Annotated in this window: 22 protein-coding genes, 1 tRNA gene and 3 pseudogenes; 15 read left to right on the forward strand and 11 right to left on the reverse strand. The window is 43.6% G+C overall.

The features are described 5' to 3' along the window. Together V7K35_RS15100 and V7K35_RS15105 are read left to right on the forward strand one after the other, a co-directional pair. A pseudogene (locus V7K35_RS15100) lies at window positions 1–285 on the forward strand (hypothetical protein); the annotation flags it as partial. A 201-nt stretch (window positions 286–486) separates the two neighbouring features. Continuing rightward, window positions 487–1968, forward strand: coding sequence for a GTP-binding protein (locus tag V7K35_RS15105; RefSeq protein ID WP_335080095.1), 1482 nt, complete (start codon window positions 487–489; stop codon window positions 1966–1968). A 148-nt stretch (window positions 1969–2116) separates the two neighbouring features. Here V7K35_RS15105 and V7K35_RS15110 read toward each other — a convergent pair. Both V7K35_RS15110 and V7K35_RS15115 read right to left on the reverse strand, forming a co-directional pair. Next, window positions 2117–2485 (reverse strand): annotated as a pseudogene (locus V7K35_RS15110) (DUF4351 domain-containing protein); the annotation flags it as partial. 232 nt (window positions 2486–2717) lie between these two features. Further along, window positions 2718–3749 carry an HNH endonuclease gene (locus V7K35_RS15115; protein ID WP_335080096.1) on the reverse strand — a complete coding sequence of 344 codons (1032 nt, stop codon included), beginning with the start codon at window positions 3747–3749 and terminating at the stop codon, window positions 2718–2720. 444 nt (window positions 3750–4193) lie between these two features. Here V7K35_RS15115 and V7K35_RS15120 point away from each other — a divergent pair, with 444 nt between their 5' ends. After that, window positions 4194–4343 carry a hypothetical protein gene (locus tag V7K35_RS15120; RefSeq protein WP_335080097.1) on the forward strand — a complete coding sequence of 50 codons (150 nt, stop codon included), beginning with the start codon at window positions 4194–4196 and terminating at the stop codon, window positions 4341–4343. Between the two features lie 153 nt (window positions 4344–4496). Here the strand turns inward: V7K35_RS15120 and V7K35_RS15125 are convergent, their stop codons facing one another. Next, complete coding sequence (locus tag V7K35_RS15125) at window positions 4497–6149, reverse strand: mechanosensitive ion channel (RefSeq protein ID WP_335080098.1); 1653 nt, start codon at window positions 6147–6149, stop codon at window positions 4497–4499. A gap of 200 nt (window positions 6150–6349) precedes the next feature. On the opposite strand from V7K35_RS15125, the gene V7K35_RS15130 reads away from it, so the two are divergent. After that, window positions 6350–6802: an SRPBCC family protein gene (locus V7K35_RS15130; RefSeq protein ID WP_335080099.1), complete on the forward strand. Its 453-nt coding sequence runs from the start codon at window positions 6350–6352 to the stop codon at window positions 6800–6802. 29 nt (window positions 6803–6831) lie between these two features. Here V7K35_RS15130 and V7K35_RS15135 read toward each other — a convergent pair whose 3' ends face one another. Continuing rightward, entirely contained in the window at window positions 6832–7656 is an 825-nt protein-coding gene (locus tag V7K35_RS15135) for a SirB1 family protein (protein WP_335080100.1), read from the reverse strand. 392 nt (window positions 7657–8048) lie between these two features. Between V7K35_RS15135 and atpD the strand changes: the two genes are divergently transcribed. The 4 genes from atpD (at window position 8049) to V7K35_RS15155 (ending at window position 14136) form a co-directional block, all read left to right on the forward strand. Then, the gene (gene atpD, locus V7K35_RS15140; RefSeq protein ID WP_334793876.1) at window positions 8049–9497 is read left to right on the forward strand and encodes a F0F1 ATP synthase subunit beta; all 1449 of its coding nucleotides are present in this window, start codon (window positions 8049–8051) and stop codon (window positions 9495–9497) included. Window positions 9498–9630: 133 nt separating this feature from the next. Continuing rightward, window positions 9631–10044, forward strand: a complete 414-nt coding sequence (atpC, locus tag V7K35_RS15145) for an ATP synthase F1 subunit epsilon (RefSeq protein ID WP_334793875.1) — start codon at window positions 9631–9633, stop codon at window positions 10042–10044. Window positions 10045–10197: 153 nt separating this feature from the next. Continuing rightward, entirely contained in the window at window positions 10198–12336 is a 2139-nt protein-coding gene (locus tag V7K35_RS15150; RefSeq protein WP_335080101.1) for an SPFH domain-containing protein, read from the forward strand. 36 nt (window positions 12337–12372) lie between these two features. Continuing rightward, window positions 12373–14136, forward strand: coding sequence for a serine/threonine-protein kinase (locus V7K35_RS15155; RefSeq protein WP_335080102.1), 1764 nt, complete (start codon window positions 12373–12375; stop codon window positions 14134–14136). 10 nt (window positions 14137–14146) lie between these two features. Here the strand turns inward: V7K35_RS15155 and V7K35_RS15160 are convergent, their stop codons facing one another. Then, complete coding sequence (locus V7K35_RS15160; protein ID WP_273765874.1) at window positions 14147–14446, reverse strand: 30S ribosomal protein PSRP-3; 300 nt, start codon at window positions 14444–14446, stop codon at window positions 14147–14149. Window positions 14447–14585: 139 nt separating this feature from the next. Here V7K35_RS15160 and V7K35_RS15165 point away from each other — a divergent pair, with 139 nt between their 5' ends. The 3 genes from V7K35_RS15165 to V7K35_RS15175 all read left to right on the forward strand — a co-directional run bounded on the left by V7K35_RS15165 (window position 14586) and on the right by V7K35_RS15175 (window position 17714). Continuing rightward, window positions 14586–15056 carry a DUF29 domain-containing protein gene (locus V7K35_RS15165; RefSeq protein WP_335080103.1) on the forward strand — a complete coding sequence of 157 codons (471 nt, stop codon included), beginning with the start codon at window positions 14586–14588 and terminating at the stop codon, window positions 15054–15056. A gap of 40 nt (window positions 15057–15096) precedes the next feature. Further along, a complete protein-coding gene (locus V7K35_RS15170; protein WP_335080104.1) occupies window positions 15097–15900 on the forward strand; it encodes a TIGR01548 family HAD-type hydrolase in 804 nt (267 codons plus the stop codon). 419 nt (window positions 15901–16319) lie between these two features. Continuing rightward, entirely contained in the window at window positions 16320–17714 is a 1395-nt protein-coding gene (locus V7K35_RS15175) for a cytochrome P450 (protein WP_335080105.1), read from the forward strand. Window positions 17715–17794: 80 nt separating this feature from the next. Here the strand turns inward: V7K35_RS15175 and V7K35_RS15180 are convergent, their stop codons facing one another. The 4 genes from V7K35_RS15180 to ruvB form a co-directional block, all read right to left on the reverse strand. Next, window positions 17795–18895, reverse strand: a complete 1101-nt coding sequence (locus V7K35_RS15180) for a glycosyltransferase family 4 protein (RefSeq protein ID WP_335080106.1) — start codon at window positions 18893–18895, stop codon at window positions 17795–17797. 33 nt (window positions 18896–18928) lie between these two features. After that, the gene (locus V7K35_RS15185) at window positions 18929–20209 is read right to left on the reverse strand and encodes a glycosyltransferase (RefSeq protein ID WP_335080107.1); all 1281 of its coding nucleotides are present in this window, start codon (window positions 20207–20209) and stop codon (window positions 18929–18931) included. An 11-nt stretch (window positions 20210–20220) separates the two neighbouring features. Further along, window positions 20221–21024 (reverse strand): tetratricopeptide repeat protein, encoded by an 804-nt coding sequence (locus V7K35_RS15190; protein ID WP_335080108.1) that lies wholly within the window; start codon window positions 21022–21024, stop codon window positions 20221–20223. 89 nt (window positions 21025–21113) lie between these two features. After that, window positions 21114–22214 carry a Holliday junction branch migration DNA helicase RuvB gene (gene ruvB, locus V7K35_RS15195; protein ID WP_335080109.1) on the reverse strand — a complete coding sequence of 367 codons (1101 nt, stop codon included), beginning with the start codon at window positions 22212–22214 and terminating at the stop codon, window positions 21114–21116. Window positions 22215–22406: 192 nt separating this feature from the next. On the opposite strand from ruvB, the gene hisF reads away from it, so the two are divergent. The 3 genes from hisF to V7K35_RS15210 all read left to right on the forward strand — a co-directional run bounded on the left by hisF (window position 22407) and on the right by V7K35_RS15210 (window position 23641). Continuing rightward, window positions 22407–23192 carry an imidazole glycerol phosphate synthase subunit HisF gene (gene hisF, locus V7K35_RS15200; RefSeq protein ID WP_334793728.1) on the forward strand — a complete coding sequence of 262 codons (786 nt, stop codon included), beginning with the start codon at window positions 22407–22409 and terminating at the stop codon, window positions 23190–23192. Window positions 23193–23279: 87 nt separating this feature from the next. Further along, window positions 23280–23474 (forward strand): hypothetical protein, encoded by a 195-nt coding sequence (locus V7K35_RS15205; protein ID WP_100901219.1) that lies wholly within the window; start codon window positions 23280–23282, stop codon window positions 23472–23474. Between the two features lie 94 nt (window positions 23475–23568). Further along, window positions 23569–23641: transfer RNA gene (locus V7K35_RS15210), tRNA-Ala, on the forward strand. Window positions 23642–23691: 50 nt separating this feature from the next. On the opposite strand, the gene V7K35_RS15215 is transcribed toward V7K35_RS15210, so the two are convergent. Next, window positions 23692–24969, reverse strand: coding sequence for an ATP-binding protein (locus V7K35_RS15215; protein ID WP_335080110.1), 1278 nt, complete (start codon window positions 24967–24969; stop codon window positions 23692–23694). A 45-nt stretch (window positions 24970–25014) separates the two neighbouring features. Here V7K35_RS15215 and V7K35_RS15220 point away from each other — a divergent pair. Next, window positions 25015–25578, forward strand: a pseudogene (locus V7K35_RS15220) (Uma2 family endonuclease). Between the two features lie 14 nt (window positions 25579–25592). On the opposite strand, the gene V7K35_RS15225 reads toward V7K35_RS15220, so the two are convergent. Next, on the reverse strand, window positions 25593–26171 hold a 579-nt coding region (locus tag V7K35_RS15225), incomplete at its 5' end, for a WD40 repeat domain-containing protein (protein WP_335080111.1).

The following is a 26171-nucleotide window of genomic DNA, read 5'->3' on the forward strand; positions in this document are numbered from 1 at the left end:
AATGAGTCTTTGAACTCCGTTAATGAGTCTTTGATACTCGCCGACGAGTCTTTGATACTCGTGAATGAGTCTTTGAACTCCGTTAATGAGTCTTTGATACTCGCCGACGAGTCTTTGATACTCGTGAATGAGTCTTTGAACTCCGTTAATGAGTCTTTAATACTCGTTGACGAGTCTTTGATACTCGTGAATGAGTCTTTGAACTCCGTTAATGAGTTTTTAACTTCCACTCTTGTGCCCCACTACTCCCAATACTTCTCGGATAAGAATGGTAGGTTGGGTTAAGCGGTGGCGAAACCCAACGAACGGTTGATAATGTTAGGTTTCGTTCCTCAACCCAACCTACTCCTAAACTTTATTGCCGTTTAACCGAGAAGTATTGCCACTACTCCCCCTGCTCCCTTATCTCCACAAACCCCTATAAAAAATAACTAGGATAAGAGACAGGGCTAATTTAAAATCCCAAATTTCAAATCTCAAATTGATATGACTTCGACATTGCCCGTGCCTGAACCTGATCAAAGCGATTCTGCCAACACTGACGCAAATTCTCTCAGCTGGGAGGAAGAATTGAATAGTGCCATTTTCAGTTTTGAAGATATTCAGACGGAACTGAATTATAAACAAGCACAAACGGCGCTGCGAAACTTGGTAGCCAATCTCGACCTCACTCCCCAAGAGAAAACCGGATTAGAGACGGAAATTGCTGATTTGGAAACCATGCTGGGGAAGTTAGACCGCATGGTTGTACAGATTGCGGCTTTTGGTATGGTGGGACGTGGTAAGTCTTCGTTACTCAATGCTTTAGTTGGGCAAACAGTATTTGAAACTGGGCCACTGCACGGTGTCACCCGGGCTGCACAAACAGTTCATTGGAGTATTAGTGAAGAAGCGATTGGGGAAACTGAACGGGCATTGCGAGTCACCCTCCCTGGTGTAGGTCAATCGCAGGTGGAATTAATTGATACTCCAGGGTTAGATGAAGTAGATGGTGCAACCCGCGCCGCGTTAGCTGAACAGATTGCAAAACTTGCGGATTTGATTCTGTTTGTGGTATCTGGCGACATGACAAAGCTAGAATACATGGCCCTTTCTCAGTTGCGAGAAGCAGGTAAACCAATCATTCTGGTGTTCAACAAAGTAGATCAGTATCCAGAAGCAGACCGGATGGCAATCTATCACAAAATCCGGGATGAAAGGGTGCGGGAATTACTTACACCTCTAGAAATTGTCATGGCTGCGGCATCGCCATTGGTGAAGACGGCGATTCGTCGTTCTGATGGTACTAGGGGCATACAGTTGCGTACAGGGAATGCCCAAGTTGAGGAACTCAAACTGAAAATTCTGGAGATTTTGAACCGTGAGGGCAAAGCTTTAGTTGCCCTCAATACTATGCTTTATGCCGACATTGTAAATGAGCAGTTGGTAGAGCGAAAACTGATGATTCGGGAACAGAATGCCGATCAGTTGATTTGGAAGGCTGTGATGACTAAGGCATTAGCGATCGCACTCAATCCTGTAACTGTGGTAGATATTCTCAGTAGTGTGGTCATTGATATTGCTTTGATTTTGGGTTTATCTAAACTCTATGGCTTCTCTATGACCGAAGCAGGGGCTGTACAATTGCTACAAAAAATCGCCCTGAGTATGGGCGGCATCGGTGCGAGTGAATTGTTAGCAAATTTGGGCTTGAGTGGATTAAAAACTTTACTTGGGATCTCTGCAACAGCTACGGCAGGTATTGCCCTTGGCCCTTATATCTCGGTGGCACTCACCCAAGCCGGAGTAGCTGGTGTTTCTTCTTACGGTATTGGACAAGTTACCAAAGTTTATTTAGCCAATGGCGCGACTTGGGGGCCTGATGGCCCCAAAGCAGTGATTAATCGGATTTTGGCAAACCTGGATGAGACTTCAATTCTCAACCGCATTAAAAATGAATTACTCCACAAGGTAAAACTCAAAAAGTGATACATAGATGTGGAGTTAATAAAAATTTGGTTAGCCATGCTCATCCTTACAAGACCTCCCAATCCACCTACTTACTTCTCAGGTTGAGACTAGGCTGCGTGTAAGGTGGCTTTAACTAATTCGTAATTACAAATTATAAATTATTATTTTAGCTACTTGTATTCTGCTCAAGCCAAGTAACTAAATCAGATATATTTGAAAAGTCTAAAAATTCTTCTCCTAATTGTTCCAATTGTTCAGTAGATAAGACTCGAATTCTCTCGAATATTGAGGACTCGATTTCTCCAAATCGCCGATTTAACTGACGATTTAAGAAGCGAAAAGCTTCTTTTTGCTCTCCCTTTTGTTCTCCCTTCTGCAAAATATCCTGATAAATCACTGATTCTTGCATAATATCTTCCCGCAATAATTGACGAATAAAATCTTTCTCAAACTTCAACCCTGCTAAAATCTCCGTGTAAGCAGCAGTATTTTGTCTTGTCTCGATATCTGGAATTTTAGCAATTTCTTCGGCAACCTATTTAATAACCAACGGGTAAAATCACGGGGATATTTTTCTGCGAGGATTTTACAAAGGTTGTCATATTCTGCCATCTATAAAGGTTGCACCTGATTTTATGAATTATTTAGAGATTTATAACAAATAAATTATCCAATCTTGTCAGATGGATTGAAAAGCCCGCTTTTGGCTACGGGTGGGCGAGACACCCACCCTAGTTACGCAATTTATTAATGTGGAATAGCTTATTTCAGAGCGCAGAATTATCAAACGCACTCTTGTAAGCATCAGCAGTTTCTATCCCAAAACCTCCAGCTTCGACATGACGAACTAGCGATTGAATGATGGGTGTAGCAATACTAATACTAAATAAAGCATTGAAGCCGGCGACAACCACTGGTGCTGATAAAATGACTGTAAATTCTGGAAATAAAGCTAACACAGCCACTAAGATTAAAAAAACAATTGGTGTCGCAATACCTGCTGCCTTTGCTGCTTCAAAAATTAGATTTTTATACTCTTCAACAGTAATATCGCCCCGATAAAGATCCAAAGAGTAGGAAATTGCCGTTACTACAACCTGGGTGAGAATAGCTGTTCCCGTTGCAGTAATGCCAAGTCTAGCGATTGTTCCAGAATTGCTGACAATAGAATCTACCGCATTATAAACCCGAATATAGAACTGCTCGCCAACGGTCATTACTTTCGCACCTCGACGGAGATTGTCAACACCTACTTCCCAAAGGATATTATCAGCAGCATTCGATCCACCTTGGGAACGTGGATTGATGTGGCTACCGTGCTTATCTCTAAGAAATTGACGAATTGTATATTCTTTGCCTCCAAGCTTTGATGTGCCAGGAATTTTCTCAAAAAGCTTCATGACATCCGCATCAGAGCGAGGTAAGTCTCGCACCCGAACACCAGCACGATATCTCAGCCTATTTGCAATCTTTGGCATCTCTAGGGCTAATTCAGCAGCTGTCTTTGGTAAATTTTGCAAAGCATCAGCCATTACCATACTAGATGTGGCAACTCCAACAGCAGTTTGTTCAAATGTTTTACTAACATTTTGAACAGTTTGAAAACCTGACTGTGCTGCTATGGTTGAGAAACTTTGTAAATCATTAACTGCATGAACACTAGAAGTAGTCATATCAGCAGTAGTGTTCTTTATTCCATCAACTACCTCATCCATCCCGTTTACTACATTGTTGGCGACTTCTTGAGCTTTATTTATAACCGTATCTGCTAACTTCTGTGCTTGGTTGATAAAATCCATGTTTTAGTAACCTTTCATTTATGCTATGGAGTATTTGCTCCAGTTTCTCTTTCTAAAACTGAGAACCACCTCAGCATTAATGACGAATTTACTTCCAAAATTGTTGAAGAGATAGTAATTAATTTATATTGTTTGTGTATTGTTGTTTCAAAAACTAAACTACCCGACTAGTTTTACCAGCAATTCGTGATTTTGAATTAAAAGAATTATTACCAAAGTTAAAATTTATGGAGGTTGCTCTGTTTCACGATCCTAGTCTACTGCGAGATAAAACTTTCCTTGATGTGATGTCTACGACGGGCTACGCCTACGCAGTTAACGGCACTAAAAATACCCTTTGAAAATTTATTAATTTAATTTTTTCAAGTTACAAAAATGTTGTAGATACTCAATTGCGCGACTCTTAACCTCGAACTTCGACCTCTGAACTTGGAAGTTCGACCTTTGAACTCGGAACTTCGACCTTTGAACTCGGAACTTCGACCTCTGAACTTGGAAGTTCAACCTTTGAACTCGGAACTTCGACTTTTGAACTTGGAACTTCGACTTTTGAACTTGGAACTTCGACCTCTGAACTCGGAACTTGAGCTTTAGAACTCAAAACGCCAAGTTCTACACTCAAACTCCGAGCTTCTAAGCTCTAACTTTCAAGTTTTTAACCACAATTGCCGAGACATTTTCTCCACTATTAATGATTACGGCTGCACTTTCCGAGATTTACAGACGAAATTGCGCCTTCATCAACTTTTAGTTTCTACCTTTGAAAGAGTTTAGCCATTCTTGAACTTGTTCGCGGGCAATATCGCGCCCTCCAAGACCAAAAGCTAGGGCAATAGCAACTGCGATCGCACCTAGTAAAAGTCCAAAGGCTAAATTCACAATATCACTGGCAACTCCAATCTGTTGCAGTGCCATTGCAGAGACTAAGGCAATGATGGCAATCCGCGCCACTTGTCCCAAAATCTGTGCCTGCCGGTCGCCGGAACTGGTAATGATGTTAAAAGCCAGATTTGCCAGGAATAAGCCAATGGCAAATATTATCAATCCTGCCAAAATCCGCCCGAATATGATCACAATCCCAGACACTAATGCTGTCAGGGCTGGAATATTCAAGATATTTACCGCCGCCACCGTAGCAAACAGCATGATACCCACTAAGGCAACAATGCCTGCAATTTCCGATGGTGTGCGGCTGGGAATCGGGGGGGTTGTTGATTCTGTTGAAATTACGATTCGTCTGCTGGGTGTTGTCAGACCCAAAATAGTGAAAATGTTATTGAAGCCGAAATTGGTAAGGATACTTGTAACCAGATGCGCGACAAACCGCCCGACGAAATAGGCAACAATCAAAATTGCCACGGCTGTAAAGATGGCAGGGAGGGCGTTGAGAACCTGTTGCAGCATGGCGATCGCAGGTATAGATATCGCATCAATTCGCAGGGCATTCAGCGCGGCGATCGCTACAGGAATTAAAATCAGAACATAGACAATTGTGCCGATAATACTCGATAGAGGTTGCACTCCGGCAGTGGAAGATAATCCCAACCGACTACCTAAATAGTCGATGCCAGTTGTCGCCAACAAGTTAGTCACAATCCGGCGCACCACATTAGCGATAAACCAGCCAACTACAGCAATTAATATTGCCGCTAAAATGTTTGGCAGAATTAGCAGAATTTCTGTAATTAGAGCTTGTACTGGTTGTAAAGCCTGCTGTAGTCCGAGAGTATCCAAAACTGGGGCGAGAAACAGTAAAAATATAAACCAATACAGAGCATTGCCAATCGTCTGACTCAGAGACACCTGATTGAGGCTGGGTGCTCTGTCTGCTGGTTCTGGATTCAAACGCTCATCCAGGTTAAATGCCTGCAATGAACGCACAGTGATAATCTTCACAATGGTCGCCAAAAACCAGGCGGTTACCAAAAGGATTCCCGCACCAACCAACTTTGGCAAAAAGCCAATAAGTTGATTGAGAAAATTATTCAGGGGTTGAGACGCTATCTCCAGATCCAATGTCTGTAAAACGGCTACTGCCGTCAACAGAATAATGCTCCAAAAGACTAAGCTGGAGATTAATTTCTCCACTTGGGGAACATCTTGACGACCTGTTATCCCTGCGGCAATCCGGTTATCTATGTTTGTGCGATTGAGGATTCCTCGTGTTACTGCTGCTGCGATCGCTGCAATTAGCCAACCTACTAACAAAATTGCCACTGCCCCCAGCAGACGGGGTATAAACAGAATCAACTGTTGAACAATACCTTGCACATCAGCGATTCCTTGATTCACTGCTGGTTGCGCCAGTTGCAGGTTGGGCGATTGTGCAAAAAATTGCTGCACCCCCGTGGACAAAGCAACTCCTATCACCTGGGTTATTCCTTGCCAAGTTGTATTCATGGTTTTCGGGAATTAAGCTTAAGTGTTCGCCGCAAACACTGAGTCAGTGTTTTGCCTATCAATTTACCAGTAAAAACGTACATCTATGGCATTGATATCAAGAGTAATTTTTGACTTTGTTACCAAATATTTGATTTAATCTACTGGCAATGGCGAATTTTGCGTTACTCTAATTGCAGCAACAGCACCAAAGATGTGGAATGTCCCAAGTTTTGGAACAATCGATTCAAATTAATGCTACAGCTACGGTGGTGGAGCGCTGTATTAGCGATTTAGCTCTCATGCACCGCTGGCTTAACCCCGTCCTCCGTTGCGAACCTGTGGGCGAAGCTTGGAGTACCGATGTCGGCAGTGAAAGTCGTTTTATCATTCAAATTCCTTTACTAAAACCTACGTTGAATAGCGTAGTTGTGGAACGACAACCGGGTTTGGTAGTTTGGGAATTTAAGGGATTTTTTCACGGGCGCGATCGCTGGGAATGTCAACCTACAGAAAAGGGAACGCTTCTACTCAACCGCTTTGAGTACGATATCCCTAACCCTTTAATTAGTTGGGGTTTCAATACCTTTGCTGCGTCTTGGACAAAAAAAGATATGCAATCCCAGCTACGCCGCCTCAAACGAGTCGCAGAAGAAGCGCAAATTAGTCGATAGTCTAGAGTTAAGAGTCAATCCCCACTCCCCTACCCATCCTTACCCAATTCGGTAAGTAGCCGCCGAATCATAGATGCATCCTCGGCATCAGGAACTTTTGCTAAATAATTTTGTAGGTCGTTTATGGCTTGGGGATAGTAACCGAGTTGGTAGTAGATCAGACCGCGATCGCGCAATTCTAAAGTTAAATTAGGAAACAGCAACAAAATTCGTTCAACTGCTGCTAGCGTTTTTTCTAACTCTTGCTGTTTGAGGTAAATAAATTTTAAATTTGTCAGTATCCGCGCCAAAAATTGCCGATGACTAACTACAGCTAAAAATTCTGGTTGTAGCGTCACGGGTTGCTGATAAAGTTGAGACAGTCGTTCTTCGCAATCTTGGGCAAATATTATTTCACCGCTACTAAAAGCATCCACAAAAATCTCTATATCTGGAATATCCGGGCGGATTAGGAAATGTCCTGGCATCCCCACACCCACCATCGGGAAATCAATCCGTCGCGCAACCTCTAAGTAAACCAGCGCTAAGGTAATGGGAATCCCCAATCGTCGGTCAATTACATCATTGAAAAAGCTGTTGCGCGGATCGTAATAGTCAATTTTATTACCAGAAAACTTTAAATCTTCGTAGAGATACTGATTAATACTTTGAACTATCCGCAAAGGATATCGTGAATCAGGCAGGCGTTCTTGAAGCTCCCATGCCATTGTATCAAGGGCGTTAAGATATTCCTCTGGGTCTAGCTTGGGATATTCTTCTTGGGCAATATACAAAGCTGCCTTTGCTAGGTCAATCTGCTCGTCAGACTGCTGAATCTCCTGATAAAAATATTGTCGTGCTGACGAGAAATTCATAAGCTGTTGCTCGGTGGGAGTGTGAGGATGAAGCCGCAGCTACGCTCAACTCAGGCATCGCGGCTTGGCTAAAAACAGTTTCTTAGTATCTATCTTTATATTATGGATATTCAGAAGATTTGGAAATGTAGTTTGTAGATAGCTTCTTTGGTTACAAAGCTTCATAGCACAAGGGCGATCGCATCTGATAAATGAGATTAGGGATAAAAAACTGGAGTCTATTCTGTGAATCTGCTCAGGATGAGGACTACAACCACAGCCGCCAAGCTGCTTTTTAAGGAATTACTAAGGGAGTTGTGTCCCCTTGCGGTGCTACAGTGAAAGGTGACATTGCTTAATTTTATGTCTTCTCCGACCTTATCTGAAATCTAGCTTCAATCATTAGGCGCAGCATGGTCACAACCGCAGAAAAAACAAACATTGGTTACATTACCCAAATCATTGGTCCAGTTGTAGACGTTAAATTTCCCGGCGGGAAATTGCCGCAAATCTACAACGCTTTGAAAATCATTGGCACCAACGAAGCTGGACAGAAAATCAACCTCACTGTTGAAGTACAGCAACTGCTGGGCGACAACCAGGTGCGGACTGTTGCGATGAGTTCCACCGAAGGCTTAGTGCGCGGTTTGGAAGTCACCGATACAGGCGCTCCCATCAGAGTACCAGTTGGTAAAGCCACCTTGGGTCGGATTTTCAACGTCCTTGGCGAACCTGTGGACAACAGGGGGCCTGTAAATGCTGAGGCAAGTTTACCCATTCACCGCTCTGCTCCCAAATTCACCGACTTGGAAACCAAACCTTCGGTGTTCGAGACTGGGATTAAAGTTGTTGACCTTCTGACTCCCTATCGACGCGGCGGTAAAATTGGTCTGTTCGGCGGTGCTGGTGTTGGTAAAACCGTGATCATGATGGAGTTGATCAACAACATTGCTACCCAGCACGGTGGAGTATCCGTATTTGCTGGCGTGGGTGAGCGTACCCGTGAAGGCAATGACCTCTACAACGAAATGATTGAGTCTGGGGTGATCAATAACGAGAACCTCAACGAATCAAAAATTGCTCTAGTCTACGGTCAAATGAACGAACCACCCGGAGCGAGAATGCGGGTTGGTCTTTCAGGATTAACAGTAGCAGAGTACTTCCGGGATGTGAACAAGCAGGATGTGCTGTTGTTTATTGATAATATCTTCCGGTTTGTGCAAGCAGGTTCAGAAGTGTCCGCACTACTGGGTCGGATGCCCTCAGCGGTAGGATATCAGCCTACACTGGGAACTGACGTGGGTGAACTGCAAGAGCGGATTACCTCAACCACAGAGGGTTCGATTACCTCCATTCAGGCAGTGTACGTACCAGCAGATGACCTCACTGACCCCGCACCTGCTACCACCTTCGCCCACTTGGACGGTACAACAGTGCTGTCTCGTGGTTTAGCAGCTAAAGGAATTTATCCCGCAGTTGACCCCCTTGGTTCAACTTCCACCATGCTCCAGCCCAACATTGTCGGTGACGAACACTACAGTACGGCCCGTGCGGTGCAATCAACTCTGCAACGTTATAAAGAACTCCAAGACATTATCGCCATTCTAGGTTTGGATGAATTGTCTGAAGAAGACCGTCTAATCGTGGCGCGGGCGCGGAAGGTTGAGCGCTTCTTGTCCCAGCCGTTCTTTGTGGCAGAAGTGTTCACAGGTTCTCCTGGTAAGTACGTGAAGTTGGAAGATACCATCAAAGGCTTCCAGAAGATTCTGTCTGGTGAGTTGGATGCTCTGCCAGAACAGGCTTTCTACTTGGTAGGCGATATTAACGAAGCGATCGCCAAAGCTGAAAAAATCAAAGGTTAGTCATTAGTCATCAGGAGCCACTGCGTTGCGGGGGTTCCCCCCGTTGAAGCAAGTGGCGTTCATTAGTCATTAGTGCGATCGCTAATGACTAATGGCAAAAGACAGAGGACAGAAGACAAAGGACAAAAGACAAATGACATTAACCGTTCGTGTAATTTCCCCAGATAAAACAGTATGGGATGCCCCAGCTGAAGAAGTCGTTTTGCCTAGCACTACTGGTCAACTAGGTATCCTCACTGGACATGCACCACTTTTGACCGCCCTGGATACTGGTGTAATGCGAGTCCGTGCTGCTAAAAATGAGAATTGGCAAGCGATCGCACTTTTGGGTGGCTTTGCCGAAATCGAAGAAAATGAAGTGACAATTCTGGTTAACGGCGCTGAACGTGGCGACAAAATTAACCTTGAGGAAGCCCGTGCTGCTTACAACCAAGCAGAAGCGCGTCTAAGTCAAGTATCAGCAGATGATCGCCAAGCCCAAATCCAGGCAACCCAAGGCTTCAAACGCGCCCGCGCTCGGTTTCAAGCCGCTGGTGGTTTGGTCTAATTTAACTTTCTATTTCAACTTTGTAGGTTGGGCAATGTTCAACCTACAAAATATTTATTAAATTTTAAAAAAATTACGCCAAGTTTAAGAAATCGAGGCAAGCCTTGATGAAGTGTTAAATTATCTAATTAGTTGCCCAAATGGGCACAAGTTATGAAAAGCTTTTCATCTTTGGTTGATACTCGTAAACAAAATAAGGTAGCTCGTTTTGCAGCATCTATCGTAGCAACATTGGCGATCGCTGCGCCAACGTCTTTGACGAACGCTGGTAGTGTTCATTCTGCCAATGCTACTCCTATAAAAACAACTACTGCAAAAGAAATCACTTCGGCGACTGTCCAGCTAAATCAGACCAAACCAAATATTGCCCAGTTACCAATTAGCAGAACTCAATATCAAGCTGCTGGAATTAATCCTGTTGCACTGGTTCCCATCCTACTTGTCGGCGGTTTAGTCATATTCGTCCCCCTGTTCTTTGGCGGACTTGTAGTAATTGGCGAACGTGAAGTTGGCATTGTAGTTAGAAAATTTACCCTTTCCGGGCGCGGACTCCCTGCCGGAAGTTTGATTGCCCTCAACGGGGAAGCTGGCTTGCAGGCAGATACTTTAGCTCCTGGTTGGCACTGGGGCTATTGGCCTTGGCAGTATTCTGTAAAGAAAGAGTCAGTAGTTGTCGTTCCCCAAGGGGAAATCGCTTTGATTGTGGCGGCAGATGGAGCATCCAACCCACCAGAGCGGATTTTGGGTAAAATTGTCAGTTGTGACAACTTCCAAGATGCTCGAAAATTCCTCACTGAAGGTGGAGAAAAAGGGCGACAGATGGGTTTTCTCACCGCAGGTACCTACCGGATTAACACTGCCCTGTTTAAAGTGATTACAGCAGCAAATGCTAGCACTCATGGTATGAGTCCACAACAGTTGCAGATTTATGAAATAGCAGCAGAGAAGGTTGGTATTGTTGCTACTTTGGATGGTTCACCGATTGCAGCAGGTGAAATCGCTGGACGCATCATTACCGGGCATGATAATTTCCAGAATGGTCAAAAATTTATCGATGCTGGAGGACAACGGGGTTTACAAGAACACGTATTATTATCGGGTTCGTGGAACCTAAACCCTTGGTTTGTCCATATTGAACAAGTCCCGATGACTGAAATCCCGATCGGTTATGTGGGTGTGGTGATTTCTTTCGTAGGCAAAGAACACCAAGATGTGAGCGGAGCAGCTTTCACTCACGGAAATTTGGTAAACCAAGGACATAAGGGCGTTTGGGTTGAGCCATTATATCCTGGGAAACACCCGCTCAACACTAAGGTGATGAAAATTGAGCTAGTACCAACAACAAATATTGTCTTAAACTTCACTGAAAGAATTACTGGAAATCACGGTTATGACACAAACTTGCAAGCGCTAAAACTGCTGTCATTTGATGGTTTTAGCTTTAGTTTAGAGATATTCCAAATTATTCACATTGGTGCTTCAGATGCCCCGAAAGTCATTTCCCGCTTAGGTTCGATGCAAAACGTCATCGATCAAGTTTTGCGTCCAATTGTGGGGAATTACTTCCGCAACTCGGCTCAAGAGTATACTATCTTAGATTTCTTAATTGCGCGAAGTGAGCGCCAAGCTGAAGCCTCCGAATACGTTAAATCTGCCTTGCGTGCTTATGATGTGCAAGCGGTGGATTCGTTGATTGGTTTGATTACCCCACCAGAAGAATTAATGCAGACACTCACAGACCGGAAAATTGCTGAGGAAAACCGCAAAACTTATGAAGTTCAGCAGATGGCGCAAACCCAACGGCAACAACTTGTTCGGGAGACAGCAATGGCTGATATCCAACAAGAAATGGTGAAATCAGAGCAGAGTGTGCAGATTGCTGATTTGAAAGCCCAAGCCCAAATTAAACAGGCGAACGGTGAAGCTGAGGGGACAAAACTCCGGGCAATTGCTGAGGCTGAAGGGATTCGGGCTACGGGTAATGCCAAAGCTGAAACCTACCGCGCTGGTGTAGAAGCTTTGGGGCCACAAGGTTATACAGCAATGCAACTAATGCAGATTATAGGCGATCGCAATGTCCGCTTGATTCCAGATGTCTTAGTTGGCAGTAATGGCAGCAATAACGGTTTAGTAGATGGGTTACTATCGATGATTTTATGGAATCAAACTGGTAAAGGTGAATTAACACCAACACCTTTGCATCCCCAACCAGTAGTTACCAAAGCCCAACCAACCACAGAAAATGGTTTTCCACCTATAGTTGTGAATTTCCCGGCGGATAAGTCAACTTAACGTTAGAAGGGCGGTTAGAAACCGCGTCTATATGTTTTGCTTTTACAAGAACGTTATCGTTTACTCAAACTGATTGGTCAAGGGGGATTCTGCAAAACCTTCCTCGCTGTAGACGAGGGTCAGTTTCCTCCAGTTCCTTGCATCGTTCAAGAATTATTGCTCAAAAACGAAACACCTAAAAAATTTGAGCAAAAGGCGCAACAGCTAGAGGAATTAGGCAAGCATCCCCAAATTCCCGCTTTACTGGCTTATTTTCAGCAGAACGGGCATTTTTATTTAGTGCAGGAGTTTATTGCAGGCACTAATTTAGCTCAGGTGGTTGAGGAGGAAGGGGCTTTTAATGAAACTCAGATTTGGCAACTTTTAGAAGATGTGTTGCCAGTTTTTCAGTTTATTAGCGATCGCAATATCATTCACTGCGATATTAAACCCCACAATATCATTCGTAGATCCTCAGTTACCAAGAAAGGGGATTTAGTCATAGTCGATTTTACCACTGCGAAAATCGTCACAGAAATTGATCGGCTAATATCACAAACCAGTATCGGCAGTCCAGAATATACTGCACCAGAACAAGCCAGAGGAAAAGCAATTTTTGCTAGTGACTTATATAGCTTGGGTATTACTTGTATTTACTTACTTACTCAGATTCCGCCCTTTGATTTATTTGATATTGCAAATGATTGTTGGGTCTGGCAACAATATCTTACTACTAAGGTAAGCGATCGCTTGGCGCAAATCCTTAACAAGCTGCTGCAAAATGCTGTTAACCGTCGTTTTCAATCAGCTGATGAAGTCATGCAAGCAATGGGTATGGAATGTAAAACTCAAAATTTTAAATTACCAAATCCTCCTTGGCGATGCTTGCATACCCTAACTGAGCATTCTGGGAGATTAAGTAGTCTGAATGCCCTTGCCATCACTCCTGACAGTAACACTTTAGTCAGTGCTAGTGATGATAAAATCGTCAAATTGTGGGATTTAAATACCAAAAAAGTCCTAGCTAGCTTATCAGGACATTTTCAAGCTGTAAAATCAGTTGCCTTCAGTCCTGATGGGAAAATTCTGGCAACTGCTAGCGATGATAAAACTATCAAATTGTGGCAGATTGAGACATTAGAGGAAATCTGCACTCTCTTGGGACACTCACACGCTGTAAAATCAGTTGCTTTCAGTCCAGATGGGCAGATTCTCGCTAGTGGTAGCTGGGACAAGACAATCAAACTCTGGGATGTAAATACTGGCACTGAAATTTACACGATGACTGGACATCGATTACAAGTAAATTCAGTGGCATTTAGTCCCCAAGGAAAGCTTTTAGCCAGCGCTAGTTATGACAGAACAATTCGTCTGTGGCAGATACCTGCATTAGAAAGTTCCCACAAAGAATTTCAAAACCGCCCATGCTATAGCCTGTTAGGCACCCTTTCGGGTCATGCATGGGCGGTTTTGACAGTCGCTTTTAGTCCTGATGGGAAAATTTTGGCGACGGGTAGTGATGATAACACTATTAAATTGTGGGAGGTAAACACTGGTCAGCTAATTTGCACACTTGTAGGCCATTCTTGGTCTGTGGTGGCTGTGGCTTTTACTGCCGATGGCGAAACGCTCCTAAGTGCAAGTTGCGACAAAACAGTTAAACTTTGGAGGGTAAGCACAGCAGAAGAGATTGTTACTCTCTCTGGTCATGTAGACTCAGTATCTGCTGTTGCTGTGAGCAAAGTTAGACAATTAATTGCAAGTGGTAGCAGGGACAAAACTATCAAACTGTGGCAGCTTGTAGAACAGCACAATCGCTAATATTGTAATATCAAGCGCTACCTGTGAAGGCAACTTCTGGAAATTTCAACTGAGCTTCTGCCATTGGACGGTTTCTGCCTTCCTCTTGCCAGTAGTTAATCACTTCTGTCGCTTTATTAAGCAACTCGACACGATCAAGGTCAGTAATCCAATGTTTGGCCTCTAGTTCCTTTTTTAACTCTTCCCAGGCATCATTTCTGGGCCAAAAAAAGTACTTAGTCAAAGGACTTGTGCCTTTGCCTACAATTTGATCGACTGCTAGAGCAACGTTTTCGTCTAACCACAAAATTTTCAAAATAAACTTGGTCAATCACACCTCCGGGAATTTCCAGGCATTACTTAACTAGGATAGCGATCGCTTATTTTAACGCAATACCCTATCAAATGACCAAACAGTAATTGAGAATGGTCTACTATAAAATTTAGTCGGCGCTAACCAAAAAATGCTTATGACTGCCCAACTGCCCCAATCTCACACAACATCTGGTTCAGATTTGTATGAGCAAGACTTTTACCTGTGGATTCAAACCACAGCAGAACTGCTCAAGCAAGGTCGGCTCACAGAACTGGATTTAGAGAATTTGATTGATGAAATTGAAACAATGGGCAGGAGTGAAAAAAAAGCACTGAGAAGCAATTTGGAAGTGGTACTGATGCACCTATTGAAGTATAAATATCAAGCCGAGAAGCGCTCTGGTAGTTGGCGAGCAACAATTCGGGAGCATCGGAAACGCCTTAGACAAGCTTTAGAAGAAAGTCCCAGCCTCAAACCCTATTTCTCTGAGGTTTTCGGGCTGTGTTATGACGATGCTAGACTCTTAGCTGTTGATGAAACTGAATTGGGTGTCATTACTTTCCCCGAACAATCTCCTTTCACGCCAGAGCAAGCCCTCGACTCCGATTTTTTACCTGAGCCATGAGCGCATTATGATAATGTAAAACTCTTTTGCTTCTTACTCCATGACTCAACAAACTTCTGCAAAAGCGATCATTATTTTCGATATTGATGGCGTTGTGCGCGATGTTGGTGGTTCCTATCGCCGGGCGATCGCAGATACCGTAGAATATTTTACTACCCAAGCATATCGTCCAACCCCACTAGATATTGACCAACTAAAGTCCGAAGGCGTATGGAATAACGATTGGGAAGCATCGCAGGAATTAATTTACCGCTACTTTGAAACCCAAGAACAGACCCGCGAGCAACTGCAATTAGATTACAATGCGATCGTTGCTTTTTTTCAATCGCGTTACCGAGGTCCAGACCCCAACAATTTAACGGGGTATATCTGTAATGAACCTTTATTATTGCAACCTAGCTATTTAGAGCAACTTACCCAAGCGGGGATTGCTTGGGGATTTTTTAGCGGTGCGACTCGTACTTCCGCTAACTATGTCTTAGAAAAACGCCTGGGCTTACAATCTCCTGTGTTGATTGCGATGGAAGATGCACCAGGTAAACCTGACCCCACTGGACTTTTCGCCACAGTTCGCTTACTAGAGAATGGAATTGAGCAAACATCAGCGATCGTGTATGTGGGAGATACGGTAGCAGATATGTATACTATCGAGAAAGCACAGGCTTTAGATTCTTCTCGCACTTGGATTGGTGTAGGGGTTTTACCGCCCCATGTCCAGGAAACATCAGCGCGTGGTGATGCCTATGCTAAGACACTGCTAGCAGCAGGAGCAGTGGTAGTTTTAAGTAATGTGCAAGAATTAACTCCAAAGCAGATTCAGGAATTGGTAAGTTCATTTTCCTGATCTGCGTTCTAAATACAGCTTTGCGTAAAATCGTGGCGTTTTATAATCCAGAGGAACGCATTAACACTGCGACCGATGCATTGGCATTGTATCGAGACGCATTAACATTGCGACCGACGCATTGGCATTGTATCGGGACGCATTAACATTGCAGCCGACGCATTGGCATTGTATCGAGACGCATTAACAATGCAGCCGACGCATTGGCATTGTATCAGGACGCATTAACAATGCAGCCGACGCATTGGCATTGTATCGGGACGCATTAACAATGCAGCCGACGCATTGGCATTACAAAATATTGCCAAATTTAATTTGCTACGAATTAATAAAATGTTGTACTAAGATAAATCAAGCTATGGGTGTATGAATGACTGGTTGATAAGAATCTTGCTCGAATAATTGGGAGATTAATAAAAATGTCGGCACTTAAACTGCCTAACGGACCTCAAACTCACCCTTGGGTACAGACGTATAAGTGGCTTACTAATCCCTTAGAATACATGGAAGCCTGTGCTAAACGTTATGGTGATACGTTTACCCTCCGAATTGGCCCAGTTTTTACTCCTCAAGTGTTTATTAGTAATCCTCAGGCGATTCAGCAGATTTTCACCACAGATCCAAAACAGTTAGATTCTGGTGAGCCAGCAGGGATTAAATCGCCTTTATTAGGACGACAATCACTACTAGCTCTAGAAGGTAAGCCTCATCAGCGCCAACGAAAGTTGTTGACACCCCCTTTTCATGGAGAAAGAATGCTGGCTTATGGTCAGTTAACCCGTGACATCACAGAGCAAGTGATTAGTCAATGGACAGTTGGGGAATCCTTTTCAGTTCTGCCATCTATACAAGCAATCTCCTTAGAGGTGATTTTGAAAGCTGTATTTGGTCTAGCAGATGGGCCACGTTATGAAAAACTCAAGGAAGTGCTGCTGAAAATTCTGAATCCAAAGCAACCTTTTGTTACTGGAATGATGCTTGTTTTTCCATTACTGCAACGAAATTTAGGTTCTTGGAGTCCTTGGGGAGTATTCCTAAATTTACGGCAGCAAGTTGACGAACTCATCTATGCTGAAATTCAGGAACGCAAACAGCAACCTGACCCATCTCGGACTGATATCCTATCTTTGATGATGGCAGCTCGTGATGAACAGGGGCAGTCGATGACTGATGTAGAGTTACGCGATGAGTTAATTACCCTCTTGGCGGCGGGTCACGAAACTACGGCGACTTCCTTAGCATGGGCTTTCTACTGGATTCACCATTTGCCACAGGTGCGTGAAAAACTACTGCAAGAACTAGATAGCCTGGGCGAAAACCCTGATCCAAATGCTATTTTGCGATCGCCCTATTTGAGTGCTGTTTGTTCAGAAACTCTGCGCCTCTATCCAGTGGCGATGTTGGCATTAAATCGCTTGGTAAAATCCCCGCTAGAAATCATGGGCTATCAGTTGAATCCTGGTACTCTGGTGATTCCCTGCATTTATCTGACCCATCATCGAGAAGATTTATATCCTCAGCCGAAGCAATTCAAACCAGAGCGTTTTTTGGAACGACAATTTACTTCTTCTGAGTATCTGCCCTTTGGCGGTGGGAATCGTCGCTGTATTGGGATGGCATTTGCGCTGTTTGAGATGAAGGTGGTTTTGGCAACAGTGCTGTCTCGCTGGCAGATAGAATTAGCTGATAGCAAACCAGTGCAGCCAGCACGTAAGGGGGCGCTGTTGGGACCAAGAGGGGGTGTGCAGATCGTGGTGAAGGGAAAGCGTGAGCAAAATCAGGCAGTTCGGGAGACTAGCTCTAGTTTATTGTGAAGAGTGGAAGAATGGGATCAGATAAGGAGGGAGCGATGTCTACGACGGGCTATTCAGTGACGCACAACCCTGGATTTTATTTAAACTGAGAAAAATTCCTCGTGCCACTGTTTAGCAACTTTATCCCAACCAAAGGAATCTTTTAAAGATAATGCTTCCTTTCTCAGACTTTCTTGTTTCTCTGGATTTTTCAACAAGTCAATTACAGCTTCAATAAAAGCATTATTTGTCTGTTCATCTCCAGCAGGCCCTTTAATTCTGATACCAGATTTAACAGTCTCGTCTAAGCCAGCGTAAGTTGTTACTACAGGAACACAACCAGCCGCTTGAGCTTTCCAAGCACTAATACAGAAAATCTCAAGAGCAGTATGACAAGGATAAACCCAGATTCCAGATTGAAATAATTCTTCAACTAACTGCTTGTGCCCAATTCTGCCATGTTCATAGACATTTTTTTGCTCAAAAAGTTGCAACAGTTGCTTCTTTTTATCTGGTAATTGTGGAAATCTAGTAATGTAAGGTGAATTAATCAGCGTGTCAATTCCTTGCCAACCATAGAAGATATGCAATTCAACATCAGGTACTTCTTGGATAATCTTGTCCCATTGAGTAAGTAAATGTTCAATGCCTCTTGTATAGTCACTAATGGAAATCAGTCTTTTGGGATTTCTATAAATTCCTGTTAAATTAAAATCTTCTAGATTAATACCATTAGTTGTTAGAAATATTTTTTCTTCAGGAATCCAGTTTGGTAGCATAGATTTATGGAAATTTGACAGCATAAAGAGCTTGTCAAAACTTGCTAAAAATTCTGATTGCTGAGAATGCTCTACTGGAGGAAATAATTGAGGGTTGTCGTGCATCCAAATAGCAGTTTTTTTTGAATTTACTTTCATCATCATCGGTTGCGTCCAATCGCGATGAAAGATTAAGGCATTAAAGTTGTCTTGAGGATTAAATTTATCAACAGATTGATAAACTACACCATTATATTCCCCATCCATGTCACCGCATTTATTAAATACTGTGACTTGATAACCTAATTTCACTAGTTCTTGACTTAAGTAAATGACAGCCTCTTCGCTGCCCCCAATACCATTTTTTATAGAAGGAGGTGCCCAATCTTCCACATGAAAGGGAAAATTGGAATAAAATACAATTGAGTTATTGTTCCAGTCCATATTATTTGATCTGTTCACTATTAGTACAGTTGATTACTTTGTTTTAGCCAATACAGGTTTCCCTGTAGATACAACCTGTTCCACAATATCAATGGCTCGACTCACACCCCCTGCTCTTTGAATCGCCTCTTGTAGTCTCAAAGCATTCTGTTTGTAAGAATCTTCCGTCAACACCTTTTGGATAGCGGCTCGTAGCTTTGGAACATTCACACGACTCATGGGTACAGCTTCACCAGCACCTGCCCAAGCTACACGCGCTGCTATTCCTGGTTGATCATTAGCAACGGGAATGGCAACCATTGGCACACCATTATTCAGTGATTCTAAAGTGGTATTCATACCTGCGTGGGTAATGGTGAGAGTTGCTTTTTGCAGCAATTCCAATTGCGGTGCATAACCCACAACTAGAGGATTTCCCGGCAAACTTCCCAGAGACTCTGGAGTTGCAGAACCACCTAACGAAATCACTAGTTGGGCATCCAAATCATTACAAGCTTCGGCAATAGATTTGAAAACTCCCAATAGGCGATTTTGGACAGTCCCCATTGAAGCGTAAATTAAGGGTTGCCCAGTTAACTTTTCATAAGGAAAATCAGGAATTTCTCGACCAGTTGGACTATGATAAGGCCCTGTAAAATGAAACCACTGGGGCAAATTTTCCCTTGGGAATTCAAATTGTGAAGGCTGTTGACTAATCTGAGCTAGTCGGGAATAGCGATCGTTGGGGCTAAACTGTGGGGGCAATTTCCACTCTTGGCGATACTGATTGATTACCTTTGTAATAGGTTTTACGGTGCGACTCAGCAATGTATAGCCGGCTCGGTTACGTAATCGCGCCCACCAGGCTGGATTGTAGCCCCAGGTTTTAAAATAAGGTGGGACGCTCTGGTCTCGATTCAGTACCACAGCACTGCAAACTGTAATAAAAGGAATGCCCAGAAATTCTGCAACAGAACCTCCCTCTGGTGAAACCTGATCTACTAAAAGTGCCTGCACACCTGCTTCCTTGACTGCTGATGGTGCATCTCTGAGCATAACAGCCGCCTGATCTTTGAGGAAATTGACGGTATATTGCAGTGCGGCAAGTCCACTCAGTTTACCTAACTGAGTTATCGATTCAGCGATCGCTCCAGTGGGAAATTCAGATTCACCAACGGCTTGGAATTCTAACTCTGCCGCTAATGTCTTGGATTTAGCATCAAGTATACCGAATAAGGTGACGCGATGACCCCGCTTTTGAAGTTCTTTGCCCAAGGGGAGCATAGTGTTGAGATGACCAGTTGTTGCTGGACAGATCAGCCCAAAATGAGTCATAGTCAATACCTCTATTTGATTTTCAAGAACTTATCTAAAGCTGATACCATACTGGGCGGCCAACGGCGGATATTTGTTACCCAGTTGATGTCCTTGTAACGGCTATCCAGTCCATAAGCTGCTACCCAGTTACTTTCGGCTTCGCCTTGTTCTCCATTTACCCAGTAGGCAGCTGTGAGGGCGGCACGCACATCAGCAAACTTAGGATATTTACGGACAATATTCCGCATTTCACGGATTGCTTGGTCTTTTTGACCAGTTTCATAAAGAGCGAGGGCGTAGTTAGCACGGGCGAAGGCAAAATTTGGAGCTATCTCATTAGATTTTTTGTAGTCTGCGATCGCATCATCCCATTTTCCTAAACCTGTTTTGGCATTTCCGCGATTGTTATATGCCATCGCATCTTTAGGATCGAGTTCTAGAACATGATTATAATCTGCGATCGCCGAATCCCATTTTCCCATCCCTTCTAAAGCCGCCCCCCGATTCAAATATGGATCGGTGACATTCGGCGCTAGTTCTATGGCTTTGTTATAATCTGCGATCGCCTCTTGTAATTTGTTCTGACTCACCCGCGAATTTCCTCGGTTACTCCACGCCCCTGCATTAGTGGGAAATTGCTCAATAATCTTTGTCCAGTAAGTTTCAGCCGTGGCAAAATCACCGTTATTTGTAGCTATAAAAGCCTGATTTGCCCATTCATCGCCTTGTCTTAATTGTTCTTGAGTAATGGGCGGTTGAGATTGTGCCATGACTGGAGTACCCCAGCCAAACACAAGTAACAGACTGAGAAAAATAGCAATCAACTTAATCATCTGGATTTACCTGTGTCTATCTTAAACATGGGGAATGGGGCAGGGGAGCAGAGGAGCATAATTAATGCCCAATGCCCAATTTCCCATAATTACAATAATGACAACTGTTCATTAGGCGGCGTGAATCCCAAATGCTTATATGCTGCCTTTGTCGCCATCCTCCCCCGATGAGTCCGAGTTAAATATCCAATCTGCATGAGGTAAGGTTCATACACCTCTTCAATTGTTTGGGTATCTTCACCCGTCGCTGCTGCCATTGTTTCCAACCCCACTGGCCCACCGTTAAATTGTTCAATTATGACACTCAGCATCTGGCGGTCTGTCCAATCTAAACCGCAAGGATCTACTTGAAATAGTTGCAATGCTTCTGATGCAACGCTTTCATTAATCTCACCCGATAACTTTACCTCCGCATAATCACGGACTCGTTTAAGTAACCTGTTAGCAATCCGTGGCGTTCCACGTGAACGACGGGCAATTTCTGTGGCACCATCTTCTGTAACAGGGGTTTTGAGTAATTGAGCGGTTCGCAGTACAATTTTAGTCAGTTCATCAACTTCGTAAAATCGGAGTTTTTGAATTAAACCGAAGCGATCGCGCAGTGGTGAAGTCAAAGCACCCACACGGGTTGTAGCTCCAACTAGAGTAAACTTTGACAGAGGTAAACTTCTGATCCGAGCGCTCGAACCCTTACCAATAGTAATATCTAAGCGATAATCTTCCATCGCCGGATAGAGAATTTCCTCCGTCATCCGCGAGAGGCGATGAATTTCATCCACAAATAAAATATCTCCTGGTTTCATGTTCACCAGTAGCCCGACAATATCGCGTGGACGTTCTAGGGCTGGCGCACTGGTAATTTTGTAATTTACCCCCATTTCCGATGCTAAAATCATTGCCATTGTGGTTTTGCCCAATCCCGGCGGCCCATACAGCAGCAAGTGATCCAGCACCTCACCACGAGACTTGGCTGCTTTGATGGCAATATCTAGCACATCCTTTAAATCTTTTTGCCCAATATAATCGGCAAATCGGTGCGGTCGAATACCTTCTTCTTGCTGATCTTGTTCATCAATAGCAGCTTCCGGCTGCAAAATGTTGTCTGAGGATGGTGCTTTCACCGACTCCCGACGCTGCTTTGGTTCTCCGTTGGGTTCTGGAGGCTGTTTTTTCGAGGAGATTATCGCCATAATTCATCTATCTACTTTTAAGGGGACTAAGACTAAAGGAAGCAGGGGGAGATAAGGGGGACAAGGGAGACAAGAAGAATAACCAATGCCCCATCCCCCATTCCCCATTTTCGTGAAAATTTTAGTTGGGAAATACCCGCGCCAATTTAAAATTTAAATTCGGGTCAATTACCCAGAAGTACAAAAATTATTATGTTATCTAAAAGAATCTTACCGTGCTTGGATGTGAAGGCGGGACGGGTTGTAAAAGGAGTTAACTTTGTGAATCTCCAAGATGCAGGCGATCCGGTAGAGCTGGCCAAGGTTTACAACGAAGCTGGTGCGGATGAGTTAGTATTTCTGGATATTACAGCTACTCATGAAGACCGAGCTACTATTTTAGATGTGGTCTACCGGACTGCTGAACAGGTCTTTATTCCATTGACTGTGGGTGGTGGCATTCAATCCTTAGAAAATGTTAAAGCTTTATTAAGAGCAGGTGCAGATAAGGTTAGTATTAATTCTGCGGCGGTGCGTGATCCAGACTTAATTAATCGGGCAAGCGATCGCTTTGGTAATCAGTGCATAGTTGTTGCGATTGATGCCAGACGCAGAAATAACCCGGAGAATCCAGGTTGGGATGTGTATGTGCGGGGTGGCAGGGAAAATACAGGCTTAGATGCCCTCTTGTGGGCACAAGAAGTTGAAAAACGGGGGGCCGGAGAACTCTTAGTCACAAGCATGGATGCCGATGGAACCCAAGCTGGGTATGACATCGAAATTACACGGGCAATTGCAGATGCTGTCGAAATTCCAGTGATTGCTTCTGGTGGTGCAGGTAGTTGTGAACATATCTACACTGCCCTAACTGAAGGCAAAGCTGAAGCAGCATTACTGGCATCTTTGTTACATTACGGGCATTTAAGCGTAGCAGAAATCAAAAATTATCTGCGCGATCGCAATGTGCCAGTAAGAACATTCTCCTCAATGACTATTTAACATTTAATGACATCTATCTTAGGTTAGACACACTTACGTGAAAGGGTGTTAATATTATTTTACAAGTATTAACAAATATTAAAAAATATGTTGCTTCCTATTTTACTTTTTGATGTCGCCCTCGTGGCGTGGTCACTGCACTTAATGGAAAGAGCCTACGAGAGTAAAGAATTTTCTTTGATGTTGGCTGGTACATTGGTTGCTCTGGCTGCTGCTGCCATGTTAGTAGTTTACTTTTTAATGGGACACTGTATGACCTATTTGTTGCAAGTGTCATTGTGAATGTTGAGTGGTTGAGGAGATATTAAAAATTTAGTTTTCATAAAAAGCTTGACAAAGAAGTAATAATTAAGCGATTATGTATAATGGATTTTAAGGGGTTATAGCGCAGTTGGTAGCGCACCTCAATGGCATTGAGGGGGTCAGCGGTTCGAATCCGCTTAGCTCCATTCTTAACACCCTAATCTTCTCTGTTAATGGAGAGGGTTAGGGAAATTTTTTAGAGGGTTTTTAATGCTTGTCTACCTAGCCAGTCTCGAAAATTGGAGTGATAGAGACTGTAATGGGTTTCTGAGGCGATTCGTTGTTGCTGTAAGAACTCTAGCCAATTTTCTAGCACTTCCTCAACTTCATACTCATCAGTATCAATGATTTGTGCGATGCCTGCGGCGGACTGCGCCAACGCATCCACTGATATTGCTTTTTGCTGCTGGATTAAGACATTTAACACATCTATGCTATACTCAGTTTCTTGTTCGGGTGGAATCATTTTGTGTAAATGCTGTTGATAATATGCTTCTAAACCAGGCGGGAGTTGATTAGATTCGAAAGATTCCGGGTAAAAATTTTCTGTGTTAGCAAAGCTTACCGTTCGCGTAGCGTCTGGTAGAGAAGGTATCGCACTTATTACCTGACTGAGATACATGAAATTATTTTCGCTCAAAGTGGTGAGGCGATGCCTAACGGCAAGCTGCTCCGCATCTACGCAGAATTCTTGCTCATTAATATGATGATTACTCAGACAAGATTTAAGATTTGACCTCTCCCCCAACCCCTCCCCTACAAGGGGAGGGGAGTAATCTTGTTCCCCCCTTCCCTCGTAGGGAAGGGGGGTTAGGGGGGTTAGGTAATTTTGAATATATGCTTGGATATCTTGGCGATTTTCTTCTGGATAATCTGCTAAATCAAGACTTTGCGATGGCGTTTCAATTAATAAACCCGATTTCTCCCGCAAGAAAGGTCTACGAGTGAGGAGAAAATAGACCTTATCTGGGAGATAGCGGGCGAGATAAAACAGATTTGTACTAGGTGGTTGGCTGTTGCGGTCAATGCAATTCAACCCATCAATGGCAATTATCAGTTTTTGATTAGGTTCTAACTCATCGCTGATTTGCTGGAGAAGATTAGAGAAAAACCAACTTCCCTCTGTGGCGTTATCAGGGAGGGAGGTGTAATTAAGCGAGTATTGATGAATGAGTTGCGTGCAGATATTTATGAGAAATTCGTCAGCACGATTTTTACCCTCAAGTTCGGCATTGTAATAAATAACTTGAGGATTGTTTGTCACATATTTGGCGAGGATGGCACTTTTACCGCTACCGGGTGCGCCAATGATGGTGAAGTAACCCTGGTTATGGCGGTGGAGAAAGTTGTTAATAGCTGTGAAAACAAATTCACGACCGACAAAGTTTAGGCTTTTTTCTTGAATGATTTCCTTAAACTCCGTTGGATGTCCTCTGGAATTGATTGTAGTGGGTGGTTTGGGTGGTGAGTTCATAATTCTGAGGAATAATTAAAAGATAAGGCAACAGTGGAGGTAATCGTGACTGTACAATTGCTAAGACGGAAATTCACAGTTGAGCAATATCATAAGATGGTTGAGTCGGGGATTCTCACAGAGGATGACCGAGTGGAATTGATTCGGGGAGAGATTATTGAGATGTCGCCGATTGGGACAAAACACGCTGCTTGTGTAAATCGACTTGTTAATCTGTTGGTGCAGTTGTTGGGTAAAGGCGTTATACTTGCTGCTCAAAATCTGATCGCGTTGAACAATAACTCAGAACCTTAGCCAGATGTGGCATTGCTTAAACCCCGTGATGATTTCTACGCTACTGCACACCCCCAACCCCAGGATATTTTTTTACTAATTGGAGTGTCTGATTCGACTGTGATATATGACCGGGAAGAGAAAATTCCTTTATATGCAGAAGCAAACATAATTGAAGTTTGGTTAGTAGATATTAACGAGGAAATTGTGGAAGTTTATCAACAACCAACAGCCGCAGGTTATCAGCTTATGCAAAAGTTCGTTAGCGGTCAAACTTTATCAATTCAAGCCTTCCCTGATGTGAATATTAGCGTCGATGAAATCTTTGGCAGATAACATTATTTCTCCCCTCATCCCTCTATCATGTTCTCAAGACGCAAAAAATGCACTCTACCTGATGCTTCTCCTGCCACAATTGTCGTGCCGTCTGGTGCAACTGCACAGCAATAAATGGAAGTATCTCCTGTAAAGGTGACAATGATTTCCCTAGTTGCTAAATTCCAGACTTTGAGGGTGTTGTCATCTGAACCAGAAATCACCCGTTGCCCATCGGGGGTAACGACGACTGCTCTTACCCACTGACTATGACCAGTGAGGGTGAATAGTTCTGCCCCAGTTTCCAGATTCCAGACTTTGAGGGTGTTGTCAACTGAACCAGAAATCACCCGTTGCCCATCGGGGGTAACGGCGACTGCACTTACCGAGCGACTATGACCATTGAGGGTGAATAGTTCCGCCCCAGTTTCCAGATTCCAGACTTTGAGGGTGCAGTCAACTGAACCAGAAATCACCCGTTGCCCATCGGGGGTAACGGCGACTGCACTTACCCACTGACTATGACCATTGAGGGTAAATAGTTCCTCCCCTGTTGCCAGATTCCAGACTTTGAGGGTCTTATCCCCTGAACCAGAAATCACCCGTTGCCCATC

Source organism: Nostoc sp. (genome assembly GCF_036917275.1).
Classification (GTDB): Bacteria; Cyanobacteriota; Cyanobacteriia; order Cyanobacteriales; family Nostocaceae; genus Nostoc.

Excerpts from the sequence above, each read along its gene's own strand:
- V7K35_RS15115 (WP_335080096.1), bottom strand. The coding sequence starts at position 3,749 with ATGGATTTTATCAACCAAGCACAGAAGTTAGCAGATACGGTTATAAAT.
- V7K35_RS15165 (WP_335080103.1), top strand. The coding sequence starts at position 14,586 with ATGACTGCCCAACTGCCCCAATCTCACACAACATCTGGTTCAGATTTG.
- V7K35_RS15125 (WP_335080098.1), bottom strand. The coding sequence starts at position 6,149 with ATGAATACAACTTGGCAAGGAATAACCCAGGTGATAGGAGTTGCTTTG.
- V7K35_RS15170 (WP_335080104.1), top strand. The coding sequence starts at position 15,097 with ATGACTCAACAAACTTCTGCAAAAGCGATCATTATTTTCGATATTGAT.
- V7K35_RS15185 (WP_335080107.1), bottom strand. The coding sequence starts at position 20,209 with ATGACTCATTTTGGGCTGATCTGTCCAGCAACAACTGGTCATCTCAAC.
- V7K35_RS15135 (WP_335080100.1), bottom strand. The coding sequence starts at position 7,656 with ATGAATTTCTCGTCAGCACGACAATATTTTTATCAGGAGATTCAGCAG.
- ruvB (WP_335080109.1), bottom strand. The coding sequence starts at position 22,214 with ATGGCGATAATCTCCTCGAAAAAACAGCCTCCAGAACCCAACGGAGAA.
- V7K35_RS15105 (WP_335080095.1), top strand. The coding sequence starts at position 487 with ATGACTTCGACATTGCCCGTGCCTGAACCTGATCAAAGCGATTCTGCC.
- V7K35_RS15190 (WP_335080108.1), bottom strand. The coding sequence starts at position 21,024 with ATGATTAAGTTGATTGCTATTTTTCTCAGTCTGTTACTTGTGTTTGGC.
- hisF (WP_334793728.1), top strand. The coding sequence starts at position 22,407 with ATGTTATCTAAAAGAATCTTACCGTGCTTGGATGTGAAGGCGGGACGG.
- V7K35_RS15150 (WP_335080101.1), top strand. The coding sequence starts at position 10,198 with ATGAAAAGCTTTTCATCTTTGGTTGATACTCGTAAACAAAATAAGGTA.
- atpC (WP_334793875.1), top strand. The coding sequence starts at position 9,631 with ATGACATTAACCGTTCGTGTAATTTCCCCAGATAAAACAGTATGGGAT.
- V7K35_RS15205 (WP_100901219.1), top strand. The coding sequence starts at position 23,280 with ATGTTGCTTCCTATTTTACTTTTTGATGTCGCCCTCGTGGCGTGGTCA.
- V7K35_RS15175 (WP_335080105.1), top strand. The coding sequence starts at position 16,320 with ATGTCGGCACTTAAACTGCCTAACGGACCTCAAACTCACCCTTGGGTA.
- V7K35_RS15130 (WP_335080099.1), top strand. The coding sequence starts at position 6,350 with ATGTCCCAAGTTTTGGAACAATCGATTCAAATTAATGCTACAGCTACG.
- V7K35_RS15215 (WP_335080110.1), bottom strand. The coding sequence starts at position 24,969 with ATGAACTCACCACCCAAACCACCCACTACAATCAATTCCAGAGGACAT.
- V7K35_RS15180 (WP_335080106.1), bottom strand. The coding sequence starts at position 18,895 with ATGGACTGGAACAATAACTCAATTGTATTTTATTCCAATTTTCCCTTT.
- atpD (WP_334793876.1), top strand. The coding sequence starts at position 8,049 with ATGGTCACAACCGCAGAAAAAACAAACATTGGTTACATTACCCAAATC.